Source organism: Formosa sp. F44, from assembly GCF_056238645.1.
In genome coordinates this window covers 218,192-237,818 of sequence record NZ_JBWDLJ010000003.1, presented here as the reverse complement: position 1 = coordinate 237,818, position 19,627 = coordinate 218,192, and the positions used below count along the sequence as shown (strand labels likewise).

The 19,627-nt window shown below is 35.4% G+C and carries 15 protein-coding genes; 10 read left to right on the top strand and 5 right to left on the bottom strand.

Annotated features, from left to right (window positions below; genetic code table 11):
* Positions 1-199: 199 nt before the first annotated feature.
* Both odhB and AC0UBM_RS11005 read right to left on the bottom strand, forming a co-directional pair.
* Positions 200-1,417 carry a 2-oxoglutarate dehydrogenase complex dihydrolipoyllysine-residue succinyltransferase gene (odhB, locus tag AC0UBM_RS11010; RefSeq protein ID WP_414036544.1) on the bottom strand — a complete coding sequence of 406 codons (1,218 nt, stop codon included), beginning with the start codon at positions 1,415-1,417 and terminating at the stop codon, positions 200-202.
* Between the two features lie 33 nt (positions 1,418-1,450).
* Complete coding sequence (locus AC0UBM_RS11005) at positions 1,451-4,210, bottom strand: 2-oxoglutarate dehydrogenase E1 component (RefSeq protein WP_434037068.1); 2,760 nt, start codon at positions 4,208-4,210, stop codon at positions 1,451-1,453.
* 119 nt (positions 4,211-4,329) lie between these two features.
* Here AC0UBM_RS11005 and AC0UBM_RS11000 point away from each other — a divergent pair, with 119 nt between their 5' ends.
* Positions 4,330-4,857, top strand: coding sequence for an alpha-ketoglutarate decarboxylase (locus AC0UBM_RS11000; protein WP_475688670.1), 528 nt, complete (start codon positions 4,330-4,332; stop codon positions 4,855-4,857).
* A gap of 55 nt (positions 4,858-4,912) precedes the next feature.
* Positions 4,913-5,041: a hypothetical protein gene (locus AC0UBM_RS10995; RefSeq protein ID WP_414036541.1), complete on the top strand. Its 129-nt coding sequence runs from the start codon at positions 4,913-4,915 to the stop codon at positions 5,039-5,041.
* Between the two features lie 67 nt (positions 5,042-5,108).
* Here the strand turns inward: AC0UBM_RS10995 and AC0UBM_RS10990 are convergent, their stop codons facing one another.
* On the bottom strand, positions 5,109-5,459 hold the full coding sequence (locus AC0UBM_RS10990; protein ID WP_414036540.1) for a hypothetical protein: 351 nt from the start codon (positions 5,457-5,459) through the stop codon (positions 5,109-5,111).
* A gap of 11 nt (positions 5,460-5,470) precedes the next feature.
* Positions 5,471-6,445, bottom strand: a complete 975-nt coding sequence (locus tag AC0UBM_RS10985) for a polyprenyl synthetase family protein (RefSeq protein WP_475688669.1) — start codon at positions 6,443-6,445, stop codon at positions 5,471-5,473.
* A 129-nt stretch (positions 6,446-6,574) separates the two neighbouring features.
* Here AC0UBM_RS10985 and AC0UBM_RS10980 point away from each other — a divergent pair, with 129 nt between their 5' ends.
* The 8 genes from AC0UBM_RS10980 to AC0UBM_RS10945 all read left to right on the top strand — a co-directional run bounded on the left by AC0UBM_RS10980 (position 6,575) and on the right by AC0UBM_RS10945 (position 19,156).
* A complete protein-coding gene (locus tag AC0UBM_RS10980) occupies positions 6,575-7,183 on the top strand; it encodes a TetR/AcrR family transcriptional regulator (protein WP_434037070.1) in 609 nt (202 codons plus the stop codon).
* Entirely contained in the window at positions 7,183-8,526 is a 1,344-nt protein-coding gene (locus AC0UBM_RS10975) for a TolC family protein (protein ID WP_414036537.1), read from the top strand. Before AC0UBM_RS10980 ends, AC0UBM_RS10975 begins: the two co-directional genes overlap by 1 nt.
* Before the next feature lie 11 nt (positions 8,527-8,537).
* A complete protein-coding gene (locus AC0UBM_RS10970) occupies positions 8,538-9,704 on the top strand; it encodes an efflux RND transporter periplasmic adaptor subunit (protein ID WP_475688668.1) in 1,167 nt (388 codons plus the stop codon).
* Between the two features lie 9 nt (positions 9,705-9,713).
* A complete protein-coding gene (locus tag AC0UBM_RS10965) occupies positions 9,714-13,193 on the top strand; it encodes an efflux RND transporter permease subunit (RefSeq protein ID WP_475688667.1) in 3,480 nt (1,159 codons plus the stop codon).
* A 106-nt stretch (positions 13,194-13,299) separates the two neighbouring features.
* Positions 13,300-15,054 (top strand): aspartate--tRNA ligase, encoded by a 1,755-nt coding sequence (aspS, locus tag AC0UBM_RS10960; RefSeq protein WP_475688666.1) that lies wholly within the window; start codon positions 13,300-13,302, stop codon positions 15,052-15,054.
* A gap of 41 nt (positions 15,055-15,095) precedes the next feature.
* A complete protein-coding gene (locus AC0UBM_RS10955) occupies positions 15,096-16,889 on the top strand; it encodes a chloride channel protein (RefSeq protein WP_414036533.1) in 1,794 nt (597 codons plus the stop codon).
* Between the two features lie 51 nt (positions 16,890-16,940).
* On the top strand, positions 16,941-18,728 hold the full coding sequence (locus tag AC0UBM_RS10950) for a chloride channel protein (protein ID WP_475688665.1): 1,788 nt from the start codon (positions 16,941-16,943) through the stop codon (positions 18,726-18,728).
* 188 nt (positions 18,729-18,916) lie between these two features.
* Positions 18,917-19,156 (top strand): hypothetical protein, encoded by a 240-nt coding sequence (locus tag AC0UBM_RS10945; RefSeq protein ID WP_414036531.1) that lies wholly within the window; start codon positions 18,917-18,919, stop codon positions 19,154-19,156.
* Here the strand turns inward: AC0UBM_RS10945 and AC0UBM_RS10940 are convergent.
* A complete protein-coding gene (locus tag AC0UBM_RS10940; protein WP_414036530.1) occupies positions 19,153-19,602 on the bottom strand; it encodes a nucleoside deaminase in 450 nt (149 codons plus the stop codon). The two genes, AC0UBM_RS10945 and AC0UBM_RS10940, sit on opposite strands and share 4 nt — an antisense overlap.
* Positions 19,603-19,627: the final 25 nt, after the last annotated feature.

Below are 19,627 nucleotides of genomic sequence, written 5' to 3'. Positions count from 1 at the left end.
ATTTATTCTCGAATTGTAAATTTGAATTAACATGGAAAAGCAAACAAAAACCCAACACCTACCAATTATAATAGGGTTATCGCTATTAACCTTAAGTATTATAGGATTAAATATTGTTGTATTTTTTATACATTAATACAAAAAAAAGGACAACCGTTAGATTGCCCTTTTTTGTATAATTGAAAATTAAGAGTGTGCTTTATAGTTCTAAAGCCTTCTTAACATCATTGTTCATTAAAAATTCTTGTGGATTTTCTAAAGCTTCTTTTACAGCAACTAAGAATCCTACACTCTCTTTACCATCAATAATTCTGTGATCGTAAGATAATGCAACATACATAATTGGTCTAATAACTACTTGACCATCTACAGCAACTGGACGCTCTACAATATTATGCATTCCTAAAATACCACTTTGAGGTGGATTAATAATTGGAGTAGATAACATACTTCCAAAAACACCACCATTTGTAATTGTGAATGTTCCTCCTGTCATTTCATCTACTGTAATCTGGCCATCTCTAGCACGTAAAGCTAAACGTTTTACTTCAGCTTCTACTCCTCTAAAACTTAGGTTTTCTGCATTTCTAATTACAGGAACCATTAATCCTTTTGGTCCTGAAACCGCAATACTAATGTCGCAGAAATCGTAAGACAACATTTCTTTACCGTCCATCATAGAGTTAACAGCAGGATACATTTCTAAAGCTCTAACTACAGCTAAAGTAAAGAAACTCATAAATCCTAATCCAACCCCATGTTTCGCTTTAAAAGCTTCTTTATACTCGTTTCTTAGTGTAAAGATCGGAGACATATCTACCTCGTTAAAGGTTGTTAACATCGCTGTTTCGTTTTTAACAGCAACTAAACGTTCTGCGACTTTACGTCGTAACATAGATAATTTAGAACGAGATTCTCCTCTACTTCCTCCGGTAGGAGTTCCCATAGAAGGCTTCGCCTGTACAGCATCGTCTTTTGTTACGCGACCAGCTTTACCAGTTCCTACTATCCCAGCAGCATCCATACCTTTTTCTGCTAAAATCTTTTTAGCTGCAGGACTTGCTGTTCCAGACGCATACGTTTTTTCTGCTACAGGAGCTGCTTTAGGTGCTTCTGCTTTTGGAGCAGGAGCTTCCTCTTTTTTAGCCTCTTTTGCAGGCGCATCTCCTTCTGGTTTTGCTGCACTTGTATCTATTAAACATACAACTTCACCAACGGCAACAGCATCTCCTTCTTCTGCTTTTAGCGTTATAATTCCGCTTTCTTCAGCAGGAAGTTCTAGTGTCGCTTTATCACTATCAACCTCAGCAATTGCTTGATCTTTCTCTACATAATCACCATCTTGTACTAACCATGTTGCTATTTCAACTTCTGTGATAGATTCTCCAGGAGAAGGTACTTTCATTTCTAAAATCATCGTTCAATATTTTAGTTTAATCTTATTTTTAAATTATCGTTGGTTGTTTTTTGTTTTATCGAAAACATAATCGATTACTTCTTTATGACGGCGTTTTGATCGTGTCGAACTACCCGCTGCAGGAGCTCCATAAGGACGTCTAGATGCAAATCTAAATGTTTTTGCTTCATCTAAATGCATTAACATGTGCGCATAAGCCCCCATGTTTCTAGGTTCTTCTTGAGCCCAAACTACTTCTTCTGCATTACTATATTTAGCAATTGCTTCTCTAATAGCTGTCGCTGGTAATGGGAATAATTGTTCTATTCTTACTAAGGCAACATCGTCTCTACCTTCTTCTTCTTTTACTTCTAATAAATCGTAATAGAATTTACCTGTTACAAAAACAAGTGATTTTACCGCGTCTACTTTTGCAGTCGCATCGTCTATTAACATTTGGAAACTTCCGTTTGCAAATTCATCTACAGTAGATACTACTTTTGGATGACGTAATAAACTCTTAGGTGTGAAAACAATTAAAGGTTTTCTAAAATTCGATTTCATTTGCTTACGTAACAAATGATAAATATTGGCAGGCGTAGTACAATCTGCAACAAACATATTGTCTTTTGCACATAACTGTAAATAACGCTCCATACGAGCCGATGAATGCTCTGCACCTTGCCCTTCATAACCGTGAGGTAACAACATTACCAATCCGTTTTGAAGTTTCCATTTATCTTCTGCCGCAGAAATGTATTGGTCTAACATAATTTGAGCCCCGTTACTGAAATCCCCAAACTGTGCTTCCCAAATAGTTAATGTTTTTGGACTCGCCATAGCATAACCATAATCGAAACCTACAACACCATATTCTGACAATAATGAGTTATAAATAAAGAATTTACCTTGTGTATCGCTTAAATTATTTAACAATACTACTTCCTCTTCACTATCTTCTACTTTTATTACCGCATGACGGTGAGAGAACGTACCACGCTCTACATCTTGTCCAGACATTCTAACATCGAAACCTTCTTCCAGAAGTGTTCCATAAGCCAAATGCTCTGCCATAGCCCAATCTAAACGATCCTCTTCAAACATTGTTTTTCTAGTTTGCACGAGACGCTCAATCTTACGAATGAATTTTTTATCTTCAGGTAATGCAGAAATTACATCTGCGATTTGCGCTAATTTTTCTTTAGAAACGGTAGTATCTACAGGCTTCATCATATCTTGTTCGGTAACACGAACAAAATCTTGCCATTCATCTTGCATGAATGGTGTAATTACTGTTTTTTCCTCCTTACGAGAGTCTTCTAACTTTTCTTCTAAAGATGCCTTATAAGCTTCTTCAAGTTCCTTAACATAACCGTTATCGATTACCCCTTCATTAATTAATTTCTGAGCATAAATATCTCTTGGATTCTTGTGCTTAGCAATTGCTTTATATAATTTTGGTTGGGTAAAACGCGGTTCGTCACCTTCGTTATGTCCGTATTTTCTGTATCCTAATAAATCAATAAATACATCACGTTTAAAATGCATTCTAAAATCTAAAGCGAATAAAGTTGCATGTACAACAGCTTCTACATCGTCTGCATTAACGTGCAATACAGGAGATAAGGTTACTTTAGCAACATCTGTACAGTATGTACTAGAACGTGCATCTAAGTAATTCGTTGTAAATCCAATTTGATTATTTACGACTATATGAAGTGTTCCGCTGGTTTTATAACCATCTAACTGTGCCATTTGCACAATTTCGTAAACCAAACCTTGACCAGCAATAGCCGCATCTCCGTGAACCACAATTGGTAAAACTTGAGATGGATCTTCGGCATATTTATCGTCTTGTTTAGCACGAACAATACCTTCTACTACTGCACCCACTGTTTCTAAGTGAGATGGGTTAGGCGCAATATTTAGATTTATTTTTTTACCGCTATTGGTCTCACGATTACTCGTCCAACCTAAGTGATATTTAACGTCACCATCAAAAATTTCTTCGGCGTAATCTTTTCCATCAAATTCACTAAAAATATCTTTAGCCGATTTTCCGAAGATATTTGTAAGTGTACTTAATCGACCACGGTGGGCCATACCCATTACAAATTCTTTTACACCATAATCTGCTGCTTTTTCAATAACAGCATCAAGTGCAGGGATTAAAGATTCTCCACCTTCCAATGAAAATCGTTTCTGACCTACATATTTAGTATGTAAGAAACTTTCGAAAGAAACCGCTTCGTTTAACTTTTTAAGAATATGCTTCTTTTGAGTAGCATCGAAGTTTGGCTGATTGTCGTTAATATTTAATTTACCTTGAATCCAAGCCTTTCGTTCTGGATTTCTAACATACATATATTCTATACCAATAGAATCACAGTATATTTTTTCTAAGTGATTAACAATTTCTTGTAGCGTTTGAGATCCTATTCCTAGAATTTCTCCTGCCGAAAAAACTGTGTTTAAATCACTATTAGATAATCCAAAATTTTCTAAAGCCAAGGTTGGCGAATAGGTTCTACGATCGCGAACAGGGTTTGTTTTAGTAAACAAATGCCCTCTAGTACGGTAACCCGCAATAAGTTGAACCACTTGAAACTCTTTAGTTAGATTTTCTGATACATGGTCGCAGGAAAAATTTTCCTGAACCTCTGCGTCCACGATATCGTTTTCGCTACCAAAATCATAACCTTGAAAAAAAGCTCTCCAACTGGGCTCTACAGAGTCTGGGTTTTGTAAATATTGATCGTATAATTCAGCAAAGTATGCTGTATGTGCTGCGTTTAAAAAGGAATATTTATCCATTATATTATTTGAGAAATTCTCGCGTTGACAAAATTTTATCAAAAATACAAATTTTACTAAACTTAGATGTAATTTTATTATATTTATAACAGATTTTTACTTCACCTTTTTTTCGAACAATGATTAAAAACGACTTATTTATTATCAAAAATGTAATCCTTATTCTAATATTTTCGCTTTGTTTTAAGAATATCTCTGCACAAAATTCATATTTATCAGACAATATTAAATTTGGAGGAGGCATAGGATTAAGTTTTGGAAATGAGTTTTTTAGTGGGACATTAGAACCTTCTGCTATTTACCAAGTCAACCCTCAATTTGCTTTTGGAGCAGGTTTAAATTTCACTTACAACTCCCAGAAGAATTTTTATAAATCTACTATTATTGGAGGTACACTTACCGCCCTATTTAATCCCATACAAACCATTCAGCTCTCGGGAGAATATCAACAATTGCACGTTAATAGAAAGTACGATAATGATAGAGTACTATATAATGACGAAACATATTGGTCTCCCGCCCTACTTTTAGGGATAGGGTACCAAACCAACAATGTCACCGTTGGTGTACGCTACGATGTGCTTTACGACGACGACAAAAGTATATACGCCACGCCTTGGGCTCCATTTATAAGAGTATATTTCTAAGCAATAGGGTTAATTTCTTCAGTTTATAAGTTGTAATTTTCAGAAAAAATTAAAAATGGAAAAATTACTTAGATTTATTGGAGCGGCCTGGGGAGCTAAAAAAATAGGAGGTGGTAAATGCGGTTGTATAGGAGTATTTGTTGTATTCTTAATTTTATATTGGTTACTAGGTATTGTTTTTTAAAACCTGAAAGAACAAGACACAAAAGGCCTTATAAACACAACATTTAATAGAATGAATTGCTTTCTTTCTACTTATACTGGTGTTTAAACCAAACCTTTTGCCACTCGCGCTTTAGTATTAAAAAAGTTACCTGTTCCGACAGCTTTAAGGTATCGCTACCATCTAAACTTTTAATTTGTTTTTCAGACACATCTATAATATAAAGCAGATTTAGGTATTCTGCGAATGCATTCTGGATTAACTGAAAAACAGTTTCATGCAGTTGAAGTTTTAATTCGTCTGGCAAAATGGTAGATTCGACATCGAAATCTACATTGGCTAAACGAAAGTCTTTATTTAATTGAAACACCAAATTACCATACAATTCATATTGCAGGGATGTGTTTAATAGGTCTTGTATTGTTTCTGGCGGTTTCAATATTTTAATATTTATACTTTTCGGGTCATTAAATTTTCGCCAAATTGCCTTAATAAATCTTTTTTGTTTTCACTTATATCTAAAGCATTCAAAACAGCAAATGCCTCTTTTGTATACCTTTCAATTTCTTTAGTTGTCGCTTCTGCCGCACCACTACTTATAAATAATTGCTTTACAGATTTCACCTTATCATCACTTTCGGTCGGACTTATACTAAATAAATCTTGAAGTTCTTGCTGGTGTTCAGCTTCAGAAAACTCTAATGCTTTTAAGTATAAAAATGTTTTTTTATTCTCTATAATATCTCCGCCTACTTGTTTTCCAAAAGTTTTTGGATCTCCAAAAGCATCTAAATAATCGTCTTGCAATTGGAATGCAATCCCTAAATTTCTTCCAAAATTATAAATACCTTGTTGTTCTGCTTTAGAAGCTTTGGCTACAATTGCTCCCATTTGCATCGCAGCTCCTACTAACACAGCCGTTTTGTATTCAATCATTTTTAGATATTCTGGAATAGTAACATCGTCTCGATTTTCAAAATCGACATCATATTGTTGTCCTTCACAAACCTCTAAAGCTGTTTTACTAAACAGTCTAGCCAAATCTCTAAAAATTTCAGGCTCGTAATTTTCAAACAACTGGTAGGCCATAATTAGCATCGCATCTCCCGACAAAATACCTGTATTAACATCCCATTTCTCATGCACTGTCTGATTTCCACGACGCAAAGGCGCGTCGTCCATAATATCATCATGCACTAAAGAGAAATTATGAAATACTTCTATACTCAAAGCAGCGTGTAAGGCCGTTTTATAATCGGTGTTAAAAATCTCCGCTGTCATTAAAGTCAACACAGGTCTCAAACGCTTACCACCTAAATGTAAAATGTATGTAATAGGTTCGTATAAGGATACCGGTTCTTTATCGGTTTTATAGTCTTTTAAAAAGGATACAAACTCCTCCTGATAAAATTGTATGTTTTGCATCCTACAAAAATAACAGAATAAACGTTATTACCGCATAGAATTTCTCAATGTTAACAAACAATTAAAACTTTGGAAACTTTATTTGTTTCTAAAGTTTCCTTATCTATATTTGCACCGAATTTAAAACGAATGAAAAACAAAATAATAATGAAATCGGCAGAGTTATTCTCAAATCTAGGATTTAAGAGTGTAACTATGGACGATATTGCCAACGAGATGGGTATCTCTAAAAAAACCATATACCAATATTTCGCAACAAAGACAAAGCTAGTTGAAGCCACTGCAATTTTCAAATTTGAATGTATTTCTGAATCGATTGATGACATTTTTAAGTTAGAAGCCAACCCTATTGACGAACTTTTCAACACCAAAGATTTTATCATCGGTCATATGAAAAATCAAAAGTTATCTATAGAATATCAGTTTAAAAAATACTATCCAAAAATTTATTCCATTGTAAAACAAAAACAATTTGAAGCGATGAATAAATGTGTTTGCGATAATTTAAACCGCGGTATCCAAGCTGGACTTTATAGAACGAACTTAAATGTAGATTTTATTTCTAGAATATACTTCAGTGCTATGGGCTCAATGAAAGACAACGAAATATTCCCTTCAGACAAGTTCAACTTAGAAGAATCTCTTACTCACTACCTAGAATATCATCTAAGAGGTATCTGCACCCCTTTAGGAATAACATATTTAAATGAAAGAACACAACAATCAAAAATAAAATAATGAGAAACACGCTAATAATATTCTTTAGTTTATGCCTAAATATTTCGGCATTTGCCCAAGAAGCCCCTACTTCTTTTAGTCTGCAAGAGGCTATAGATTATGCCTTAGTACATAACAGAACGGTAAAAAATGCTGTTAGAGATATAGAAATTGCCGAAGAGCAAAAATGGGAAACAACCGCAACAGGTTTACCTCAAATTAGTGCCAATGTAGATTATCAAAACTGGATAAAACAACAAGTGTCACTGCTTCCTGGTGAAATTGCTGGAGGACCGGCAGGAACATTTATTCCGGTAGAATTTAGCCCAAAACAAAATATTGGAGCTACAGCCACACTAAACCAGTTACTTTTTGATGGTTCATATATCGTAGGGTTACAAGCTGCGAAAGTATATCTGCAAATTTCAGAAAACTCTAAGGTAAAAACAGATCTTGAAGTGCGTAAAGCGGTTATTAACGCCTACGGAAACGTATTACTTACAGAGGAAAGTCTGAAAATTTTAGAAAGCAATAAAGCCATCCTAGAATCGAATTTAAATGAGATTCAGAAAACATATGAAAACGGTTTGGAAGAAGAAGAAAGTGTAGAGCAAATTAAGATTACACTATCTGGTTTAATAAGCGATTTAAACAATGTAAAGCGTTTAAATGTATTATCGTACCAAATGCTAAACATTACATTAGGGATCGATTTAAATACAGACACTACACTTACAGACGACCTTGAAATTTTAGCACTACAATACACATCTCTGGAAGCTTTAGCCGCAGACGAAAATGTAGAAAACACCATAGATTATCTTATTGCCCAAAACGATGTAGAAAGTAAAGACCTATTTGTAAAGTTAGCTATGAGTGACGGCTTACCAACATTAAGTGCCTTTGTTAACGGTGGTTATAGTGCTTTTGGAGAAGAATTTGGATTTTTTAAAGACAACCAAAAATGGTACGGATCGTCTATGTTTGGTGTGAATTTAAGTATTCCAATTTTTAGTTCGTTAGGACGTTCGGCTGCAACACAACAAGCCAGAATAGATTTAGAAAAAGCAAATGAAAATTTAATTGATACCGAACAACAACTTAAATTTCAAATCGCAACAGCTAAAAGCGAATACCAATATGCCATAGAAGATTATTCTAATAAAAAAGAAAATCTAGAATTAGCAGAACGTATAGAACGTAAAAACGAAACTAAATTTTTCGAAGGAATTTCTTCAAGTTTCGATTTACGACAAGCACAAACTCAACTTTATTCTGCACAACAAGAATATTTACAATCTATGTTAGATATTATAAATAAAAAAGCAGAATTAGACGCCATATTAAGCAACTTAAACAACTAAACATGTCAACTATGAAACACATATATACAATCGCCGCGCTTACTTTACTATTCATTTCCTGCGGAGGAAAAGAAAAATCTGTAGATGAAGTTTTAGCCGAAGGAAATCTTGAAAATATTCGTGCAAAACGTACCGAATTAGAAACACAGCAAGTCGCCTTAAGCAATCAGATAAAGTTAATCGATGAAAAAATTGAATCGCTAGACGATACCAAAAAACTGCCATTAGTAACCACGGTTAAGGCGACATCAGAAAACTTTGTACACTATTTAGAATTACAAGGAAGCGTACAAACCAAACAAAATATTGTGATTTATCCAGAAACGTCGGGTATTCTTCAAAACATATTTGTAACAGAAGGACAAACGGTTAGTAAAGGACAAGCATTAGCTAAGATAGACGATGGAGGTTTAGAGCAACAAGTGGCTCAAATGGAAATTCAATTGGCACTTGCCGAAACCACTTTCGAACGTCAGAAACGTCTTTGGGACCAAAAGATTGGTAGTGAAATTCAGTTTCTTCAAGCAAAATCAAGTTATGAAGCACAAGAACAATCGGTAAATCAATTAAAATCTCAGTTAGCGAAGACTACAATTGTAGCACCATTTTCAGGTGTAATCGACGATATTATTACAGATCAAGGAAGTGTTGTTATGCCAGGACAATCACAATTAATTAGAATTGTGAACCTTAAAGACATGTATATTGAAACCGAAGTTCCAGAAAACTACATTACAGATGTGGTTAAGGGAAAAAGCGTAAAAGTAGATTTCCCTGTTTTAGGAACCTCTGTAGACACCGAAGTTCGTCAGGCTAGTAATTTTATTAATCCAGCAAACAGAACTTTTAAAGTAGAAGTAGCTGTACCTAATAAAGAAAAAAACATAAAGCCTAACTTAACGGCAAAGCTTAGAATTAACGACTATACCAATGAAAACGCATTGTTAATTCCGTTAAGTATCATTTCTGAAAATGCAAACGGAGAACAATATATTTATGCGATTACTAAAAAAGAAGACAATAACGAAGGTGTTGCAGAGCGTGTAATTATTAAGACTGGAAAAACACAAGGCGACATTATTGAAGTATTAAGTGGTATCGAAGCAGGTACAGAAATTATTAAAGAAGGTGCGCGTAGTGTTAGAGACGGACAAACAGTAAAAGTTATTAAATATTAAGCCTAAATCATGACAAAACACAAAAAGAAAATCGACAAAGAATTCGGAATGTCGTCGTGGGCAATTAATAACAAAACCACGATATATGTGCTTATGGCTGTAATTTTCTATTTAGGAATTACTGCCTATTACCACATGCCTCGTGAGAGCTTTCCTGAAGTTGTAGAAACCAAGATATACGTGAGTTCTATATACCCTGGAAATACAGCCGAAGATATTGAAAAGCTTATTACAGACCCTTTAGAAGACAAGTTAAAAACCATAAGTAATGTCGTAGAAATTACGTCTACTTCTCAGGAAGATTATTCTATGATTATTGTAGAATTCGACGAAGATATTTCTGTAGAAGCCGCAAAACAAAAGGTTAAAGACGAAATAGATTCGGAAACAGCCGGAGAAGATTGGCCTACATTTAACGATGCTAAGGTAGAGCCTAATGCGTTCGATTTAAACCTATCGGAAGAAATGCCTATCCTAAACATTAATATTTCTGGAGATTATCCGGTAGATAAATTAAAAGATTTTGGAGAATACCTTCAAGATGAAATTGAAGACCTTCAGGAAATCAAACAAGTAGACATTCGTGGTGCTCAGGAAAAAGAAGTAGAAATTGCGGTAGACATCTATAAAATGATGGCAGCCCAAGTTAGTTTCGACGATGTTATTAATACCGTTCGTGGTGGAAACGTAACCATGTCTGCAGGGAATTTAATTTCAAGCGGACAGCGACGTACGATTAGAATTTTAGGTGAAGTTGAAAACCCTCAACTGTTAAATAATTTCGTTATTAAATCAGATAATGGAAATCCTATATACTTAAAAGATGTTGCTAACGTAACGTTTAAAGAAAAAGACAGAACAACTTATGCTCGAGAATTCGGACATCGTGTTGTCATGTTAGATGTTAAAAAACGTGCAGGAAAAAACATGGTAGATGCTGCAGAGCAAATTCAGCAAATTGTTGCAGATACTAAAGAAAATGTATTCCCACAAGATTTAACCGTAACCATTACAAACGACCAATCTTCGGTAACTATTGGGGCAGTAGACGATCTTGTAAACAACATTATTTTTGGTGTTATCCTAGTAATTACAGTATTAATGTTCTTCTTAGGATTTAAAAACGCACTCTTTGTTGGTTTCGCCATCCCGATGTCTATGTTTATGTCTTTAATGATATTAGACTTATTGGGTTACACACTAAACACCATGGTACTTTTTGGTCTTATTATGGGACTAGGAATGCTGGTAGATAATGGTATTGTGGTTGTAGAAAACGTATATCGTTTAATGGATGAAGAAGGCATGAGCAGGAAGAAAGCCGCTAAAGTTGGTATTGGAGAAATCGCTTTTCCTATTATCATTTCTACAGCAACAACCGTTGCCGCGTTTATTCCATTAGGACTTTGGCCTGGAGTGATGGGGAAATTCATGATTCTGCTCCCAATCACGCTGTCTACCGTATTAGGTTCGTCACTAATCGTTGCTATTTTCTTTAACTCGGTATTGGTTTCTAAATTCATGACTATTGAAGATGTAGATATGCCATTAAAGAATATTGTTGCGATAACTGGTATCATTTCAGTTATTGGTATACTTATATTAATATTTGGAGGAGACTATAGAGGATTAGGAGGTTTAATGCTGTTCACCTCAGCAATGCTATGGATTTACAGACTGTTTTTACGTAAAATGGCCAATACGTTCCAAACTAAAATCTTGGTTAAGTTCGAAAATCTTTACGAACGTGAATTACGTCGTGCATTAAGTAAAAGGTGGCCTGCATTTATTACCATTATCACCTTTGTAGGTTTAATTGTTTCTTTTATCGCTTTTGGTGCATCGCTAAAATCGCAACGTACAAAAGTTGAATTTTTCCCAGACAATAAACCCAATCAGATTATTGTATATATAGAATATCCTGAAGGTACAGATATCGAAAAAACCAATGCAATCACTAAGGAAATAGAGAAAAAAGTCTATGACGTTTTAGACGACGACATGTATAAAGATGGCGACTATAATTTCTTAGTAGAAAGTGCGGTTTCGCAAGTTGGTGAAGGTGCTGGAAATCCGCAAACCGATGGAGGTTCGGCAGCAGAAATGCCTCATAAAGCCAAAATTACAGCCTCTATGCGCGAGTACAAATTTAGACGTGGTGCAGATAGTGAATTGTTACGTCAGAAAGTACAAAAGGCATTAGTGGGTATTTATCCGGGAATTTTAATTTCGGTTGAAAAAGACCAAAACGGACCACCAGCAGGTTCTCCTATTAACATTGAAATAGAAGGAAACGACTACGACCAACTTATAGGTCTAGCTCAAAACATGCGCGATTTTATCAACGAAAAAAATATTCCTGGTATCGACGAATTAAAGATTGATGTTAACAAAGGAAAACCAACCATGTTGGTAGAAGTAGATCGTGCAAAATCTGGAGAACTAGGCGTAAGTGCTAGTCAAGTAGGTACACAGTTACGTAATTCTATTTTTGGTAGTAAAGCTGGCGTGTATAAAGAAGATGGAGACGATTACGATATCTATGTGCGCTTTAACGAAGCCAATAGATATAATACGAGTGCAATTTTTAATCAGAAAATTACATTTAGAGACAATACTGGAAAAATTAAAGAAATTCCAGTGTCGGCGGTTGCTAAACAAAGTAATACTTCAGGATATAGTGCCATTAAACACAAAGACACCAAACGTGTGGTTACAGTGTATTCTGCGCTATCTCCAGGATTTACAGATGCGGCCGCTATTGTAAGTCAAATTCAAAGAGAAATGAAAGCCTTTAAAGGTTTACCTGCCGATGTGAAAATTGATTATACAGGTCAGATTGAAGAGCAAAATAAACAAATGAAATTCTTATTGGGAGCCTTCTTTACCGGACTATCTCTTATCTTTTTCATCTTAATTTTCCAATTCAATTCTGTAACAAAGCCAGGAATAATTATGTTGGCTATTTTCTTAAGTTTTATCGGAGTATTTGGCGGATTAGTTCTTACAGGAGATCCTTTTGTTATTATGATGACCATGATGGGAATTATCTCGCTGGCTGGTATTGTAGTAAACAACGGAGTTGTACTTCTAGATTATGCGCAACTCCTTATAGATAGAAAGAAAATTGCATTAGATATGGATGATGACGACTATTTAGAGCATGACGATTTATACGAATGTATTGTACATGCTGGAAAAGCACGTTTACGTCCTGTATTATTAACGGCAATCACCACCATTTTAGGGCTTATTCCGTTAGCTATCGGGTTAAACATTAACTTCTTTACATTGGTTAGCGATTTTAATCCTAACATATACATTGGAGGAGATAACGTAGTATTCTGGGGACCTTTAGCTTGGACCGTAATTTACGGATTATTCGTAGCTACATTCCTGACTTTAATTGTTGTTCCTGTATTTTTCTACTTAACCTCAAGATTTAAAATGTGGTTATCTGAAAAACGAATTGCAAAGGTAGCCGACTAACGAAAAGGTTGTAATATGCAAACTAATGAATCCGAGGTATAATGCTTCGGATTTATTAGTTTATAATCATTAATCTTCATTAAATTTGCACAGCAAAAATTTAGATATGTATAGAAGTAATAATTGTGGCGAACTAAGATCGTCTCATATAAATAAGGAAGTAACACTTTCAGGTTGGGTACAAAAAGTACGCGATAAAGGATTTATGGTTTGGGTAGATTTACGAGATCGTTATGGTATTACTCAACTTATTTTTGATGAAGAACGCACACCTAAAGCCATGATGGATCAGGCTCAGAAATTGGGTCGTGAGTTCGTAATTCAAGTTAAGGGAACAGTTATAGAGCGTGATTCTAAAAACCCAAATATTCCTACTGGAGATATCGAAATTTTAGTTTCAGAACTAACTATTTTAAACACGGCTTTGACGCCACCTTTCACTATTGAAGACAAAACCGATGGTGGAGAAGAATTACGTATGAAATATCGTTACTTAGATATCCGTCGTAATCCTGTAAAAAACAACTTAATTTTCCGTCATAAAGTGACTCAAGAGGTTAGAAATTTCCTTTCTAATCAAGACTTTATTGAAGTGGAAACTCCATACTTAATTAAATCGACTCCAGAAGGGGCTCGTGATTTTGTTGTGCCTTCTAGAATGAACGAAGGACAATTTTACGCTTTACCACAATCGCCACAAACTTTTAAGCAATTGCTTATGGTTGGAGGTATGGATAAATATTTCCAGATTGTAAAGTGTTTTAGAGATGAAGATTTACGTGCCGACAGACAGCCGGAATTCACACAAATTGACTGTGAAATGGCGTTTGTAGAGCAAGACGATATTTTAGATGTCTTTGAAGGCTTAACACGTCACTTACTTAAAGAAGTAAATGGTGTAGAGATTGAAAAGTTCCCAAGAATGCTTTACGACGATGCGATGCGTTTATACGGAAACGATAAGCCAGATATCCGTTTCGGAATGGAATTCGGAGAATTAAACGCGGTAACACAACATAAAGACTTTAAAGTTTTTAATGATGCCGAATTGGTTGTTGGTATCGCAGTTCCAGGTGGAAACAGTTATACTCGTAAAGAAATAGATAAATTAATCGAATGGGTAAAGCGTCCGCAAGTTGGAGCTTTAGGTATGATTTATTCACGTTGTAATGACGATGGAACATTTAAATCTTCTGTAGATAAATTTTACGATCAAGACGATTTAGCAAAATGGGCCGAAATTACAAATGCCAAAGCAGGCGATTTAGTGTGTGTACTTTCTGGACCAACAGATAAAGTGCGTGCACAATTAAGTGCATTACGTATGGAATTAGCAACACGTTTAGGATTAAGAGACCCTAAAGTATTTGCTCCGCTATGGGTTATGGACTTCCCGCTTTTAGAATGGGATGAAGATACAGAGCGTTACCACGCCATGCACCACCCATTTACATCTCCAAAACCAGGTCAGATAGAATTACTAGATACTAATCCTGGAGAAGTAAAAGCAAATGCTTACGATTTAGTTTTAAATGGTAACGAAATTGGAGGAGGTTCTATTCGTATTCACGATAAAGCGACGCAAGCCATCATGTTAAAACACTTAGGCTTCTCTGAAGAAGATGCAAGAGCACAATTCGGGTTCTTAATGGATGCGTTTGAATATGGTGCACCACCCCACGGTGGATTAGCATTTGGACTAGACCGCTTGGTAGCCATCTTAGGCGGACAAGAAACCATTCGGGATTTTATTGCATTCCCAAAAAACAATTCTGGTCGAGATGTCATGATTGATGCGCCATCAAGAATAGACGATGAACAGCTTGACGAGCTTAGCTTAAAATTAAACATAAAATCATAAAAAATTAAATCCCGCCTATGCGGGATTTTTAAACTTTAATTATGCCAACTCAAAAAAAATCACTGCTTACAAGATTTCTTCTTTGGAAAACGAAACATGTTAGCCATAGGAATTTTGTGTATTTTTTAAGTATTGTTGTCGGTTTAATTGCAGGTTTAGGTGCTGTAATTCTTAAAAATTCTACGCACTACATTCAACATCTCATAGAAACTAAAGTGGTTAGTGGGTATCATCACCCGTTTTACTTTCTGTTTCCATTAGTAGGTTTAACATTAACGTATTTGGTAAAAAAATATGTTGTTCGCCAAGAATTTGGTCATGGAATTCCTTCGACACTTCGCGCCATTGCGAAGAAAAAAGGAATTATGAGACAATATCAAATGTTTTCGGCTTTAGTTACCGCTCCACTTACTGTAGGATTTGGAGGTTCTGTCGGACTAGAAGGCCCAACAGTATCCACAGCCGCAGCGATAAGTTCAAATATTTCAAGATTATTTCATACCAACCAAGCAACACGTACGCTACTCATGGGATGTGCCGCTGCAGGTGCGATTGCTTGTATATTTAAAGCACCTATTGCCGCCATTATTTTTGCTATAGAAGTATTTAGTTTAGATTTAACATTAATCTCTTTACTTCCACTTTTAATTTCGTCTATTTCTGGTGTATTATTATCCTATTTCTTTTACGGATCGGATACCATTTTACCTTTTCAATTGGTAGATGTTTTCACATTAGAACAAGTACCCTTCTTTATCGCTTTTGGTATTTTAGCCGCATTAACATCCATTTACTTCACTAAAGTTTATGCCTTCTTTCACGATTTTTTTGACAAAATTAAGTCTCCTATAAAAAGATTGTTATTCGGTGGAGCAGGTCTTGGTGTTATCGTGTTCTTTATTCCGCCACTTTATGGTGAGGGATTCGAAGTTATAAACAATATGGTGACAGGTAATTTTAACGATGTTGTTACCGATAACTTCTTACATATAGACATTACAAATAACTGGGCCATTCTAGCTTTATTATTAGGATTAATTATGTTTAAAGTGATTGCCAGTGCACTTACTTTTGGCGCCGGTGGTATAGGTGGTATTTTCTCTCCTAGCTTATTTATGGGATCTGTACTGGGCTTTGGATTTGCTAAATTTATAAACACCTTAGGCTTTTTTAAATTGCACTTATCCGAGAGTAATTTCACTTTAGTGGGTATGGCAGGTGTCCTTGGAGGTGTATTACAAGCACCACTAACCGCTATTTTCTTAATTGCAGAATTAACTGGTGGTTATAAATTATTTATCCCGTTAATGATTACGGTTGTTATTTGTTTTATTGTTACCAAATACTTCTTACCATATTCTGTGTACAGCATGGAGTTGGCTAGAAAAGGTGATTTAATTACACACGATAAAGACCAGGCCGTATTAACGTTAATGAACATTGAAGCTTTAATCGAAACCAAGTTTGTAAAGGTTAGTCCAGATATGAACTTAGGCGACATCGTGCATAAGGCAGTTGTGAAGTCTAATCGAAATATATTCCCAGTTATTAATGTGAAGACTAAGAAAATTGAGGGTATTATTCTGCTGGATGATATTAGACCCATTATGTTCGACCAAACCTTATATAAAGAAGTCGTTGCTCGTGATGTAATGCAAGCGCCACCCGAAATCATCGATTTACACAACGACAGGATGAAAGATATCATGAAAAAGTTTCAAGACTCTGGTGCATGGAACTTACCGGTTATTAGAGATGATAAATATATCGGATTCATTTCTAAATCAAAATTACTTACCGCGTATCGTCGTCAGCTTATTAATTTCACAAGCTAACGCCAGAAAACGAAATTTAATAACGCGCTTTTTTTTTAGTATTTTTATACTATGCCATTTAGCACAAAAAACCTTCTTCGTCAATTTTTAATTTGGAAATATAAACATATTTCCGAACGTCAGTTTGTTTATATCCTTAGTATACTTATTGGCTTTTTATCTGGAATAGGCACGGTAATTCTTAAAAACCTAACCTATTTTATTCGCTCGCTATTTGACTTAGATATATTTAAAGACTCTGAAAGCGCCTTATACTTTGTACTTCCAATTATTGGACTATTACTGGTTTACATCATTAAACAAACCTGGCTAAAAAAGCATATCGGACACGGCATTTCATCGACTTTGCATGCCATTTCAAAACTTAATGGTATCATTCCTAGATATAATATTTACGCCTCTTTAATTACAGCGCCATTAACCGCTGGATTTGGGGGATCGGTGGGATTACAAGGGCCTGCCGTTAGTATAGGTGCAGCATTGGGTTCCAACACCGCCCAATTGTTTCATATGAATACAAAAACCCGAATGCTTTTAATAGGTTGTGCGGCGGCTGGTGCTATGGCTTCCATGTTTAAAGCGCCATTAGCAGCGATAGTTTTTGCTGTCGAAATTTTTAGCCTGGATATTGCTTTTGTTTCTCTAGTTCCGCTTTTACTAGCGTCTATTTCGGCTGTGGTCACCTCCTATTTGTTTTTAGGAACCGATGTTCTACTTAACTTTAAATTGATAGAACAATTTATGGTTGAAGACATTCCGTTTTACATCCTTCTAGGTTTGGTTACTGCATTGGCATCTATCTATTTTTCGAAAGTATTTTTCGCCATTACAGCCTTCTTTAAACAATTTGAAAGTCGTGCTTTACGTCTTTTAATAGGAGGTGTTGCCATTGGTACCATGTTGTATTTTATTCCTCAACTTTACGGTGAAGGTTACGGTCTTATGAATAATCTTTTAAAGGGCGATCACATTACCGCCATTGGGCATACGCCTTTTAATGTAGACTTATCAAACATTTGGATTGTTATTATTTTACTGTTAGGGATTTCGGCATTTAAAGCCATTGCCATGACCACTACTTTTGGAGCCGGAGGTGTTGGTGGTATTTTTATCCCAACGCTTGTTATGGGCTCTACTTTAGGACATGCTTGCGCTAAAATAATTAACAATATAGGATTTGGTTTTCATGTCTCCGAAACCAATTTTACACTTATTGGCATGACCGGACTCATGGCCGGTGTACTTCATGCACCGCTTACAGCGATTTTCCTTATTGCTGAAATTACAAGTGGTTACGAATTATTTGTGCCTTTAATGATTGTTTCTGCCATTTCATTTGCGATTACAAAACACTACGTATCTCACTCTATTTATACCATGAGATTGGCCGAACGTGGCGAACTTATGACTCACGATAAAGATAAAAACGTACTCATGGTTTTAGATATTGATAAGGTTATTGAAAAAAACTTTATCATTTTAAAACCCGATATGAAACTTGGGCATATTTTAAAAAATGCAGTGTCTAAATCATCACGAAATCATTTTCCTGTTGTTAATGACAACCATGAATTTCTAGGATCGTTAAGGTTAGACGACATTAGACACATTATGTTTGATATAGATAAGTACGACACCGTTACTGTCTCAAATCTGATGCAAGTTCCTGTAAGTCTTATTGATTACGATAAAGATTCTATGAACGTAATTATGGATAAATTTAAAACGAGTGGCGCATGGAATTTACCTGTAATTAAAGATGAAAAATACTATGGCTACATCTCTAAATCCAAGCTCTTAACAGCTTACAGACATCAACTTATAGAATTTACTAGTTAAAGTAATGAGCCCATTAAACTTCAAACAGTTACGCCAAACCTTAACACCACACGACATCACTTAGCATCTAAACCCTATTAAATAGTATCGCATTTAATATTATAAGAGATGTAAACAACAAAATATCTATAAGTAATTGGTACTTTTAACGGCTTAAAGATACCACGTAATAAATAGTACAAATTAACATGAAGCAACTCATCATTATATTAGGTCTTCTTGCCTTTGGAAGCATTTTCTCAGGTTTAATATTCGACTTCCCGAACTCCGAAAAGCTTATTGGCTTTGGCGTTGTGGGCTTATTTTTAGTTGTATTTCCTATATTTTCTTATTACCGATGGAAAGACAAAGACCCTAAAGATTATATGCTGACTAAGGAGAATTTAGAAAAAATGCGGGAACGAGAAGGAGACGAAAGAAAACTCTAATTCAGATTCCGTTTTTCCACAAAGAACCGCTTCATTAACACAGAAGCCTCTTCGGCCATGACACCACCTTTTACAACAGTTTTAGGGTGCAACTTTGTATTTAAATTAATACAACCTCGCGATTCATCCCTAGCGCCATAAACAATATTCGAAATCTGACTCCAATACAAGGCACCACCGCACATTTGGCAAGGTTCTAAGGTAACATATAACGTACATTTTTTAAGATATTTTCCGCCCAAAAAATTAGCTGCCGCTGTAATCGCTTGCATTTCGGCATGCGCTGTAACGTCGTTTAAAGTTTCGGTTAAATTATGTGCTCGTGCTATAATTCTATTATCGATAACAATAACAGCACCAACCGGAATTTCCCCTTTATCGAAAGCGACCTCAGCCTCCTGAAGCGCTTTCTTCATAAAATAAGAATCATCAAAAATATTTTCCATAATGTAAAAATACAATTTCAAAACG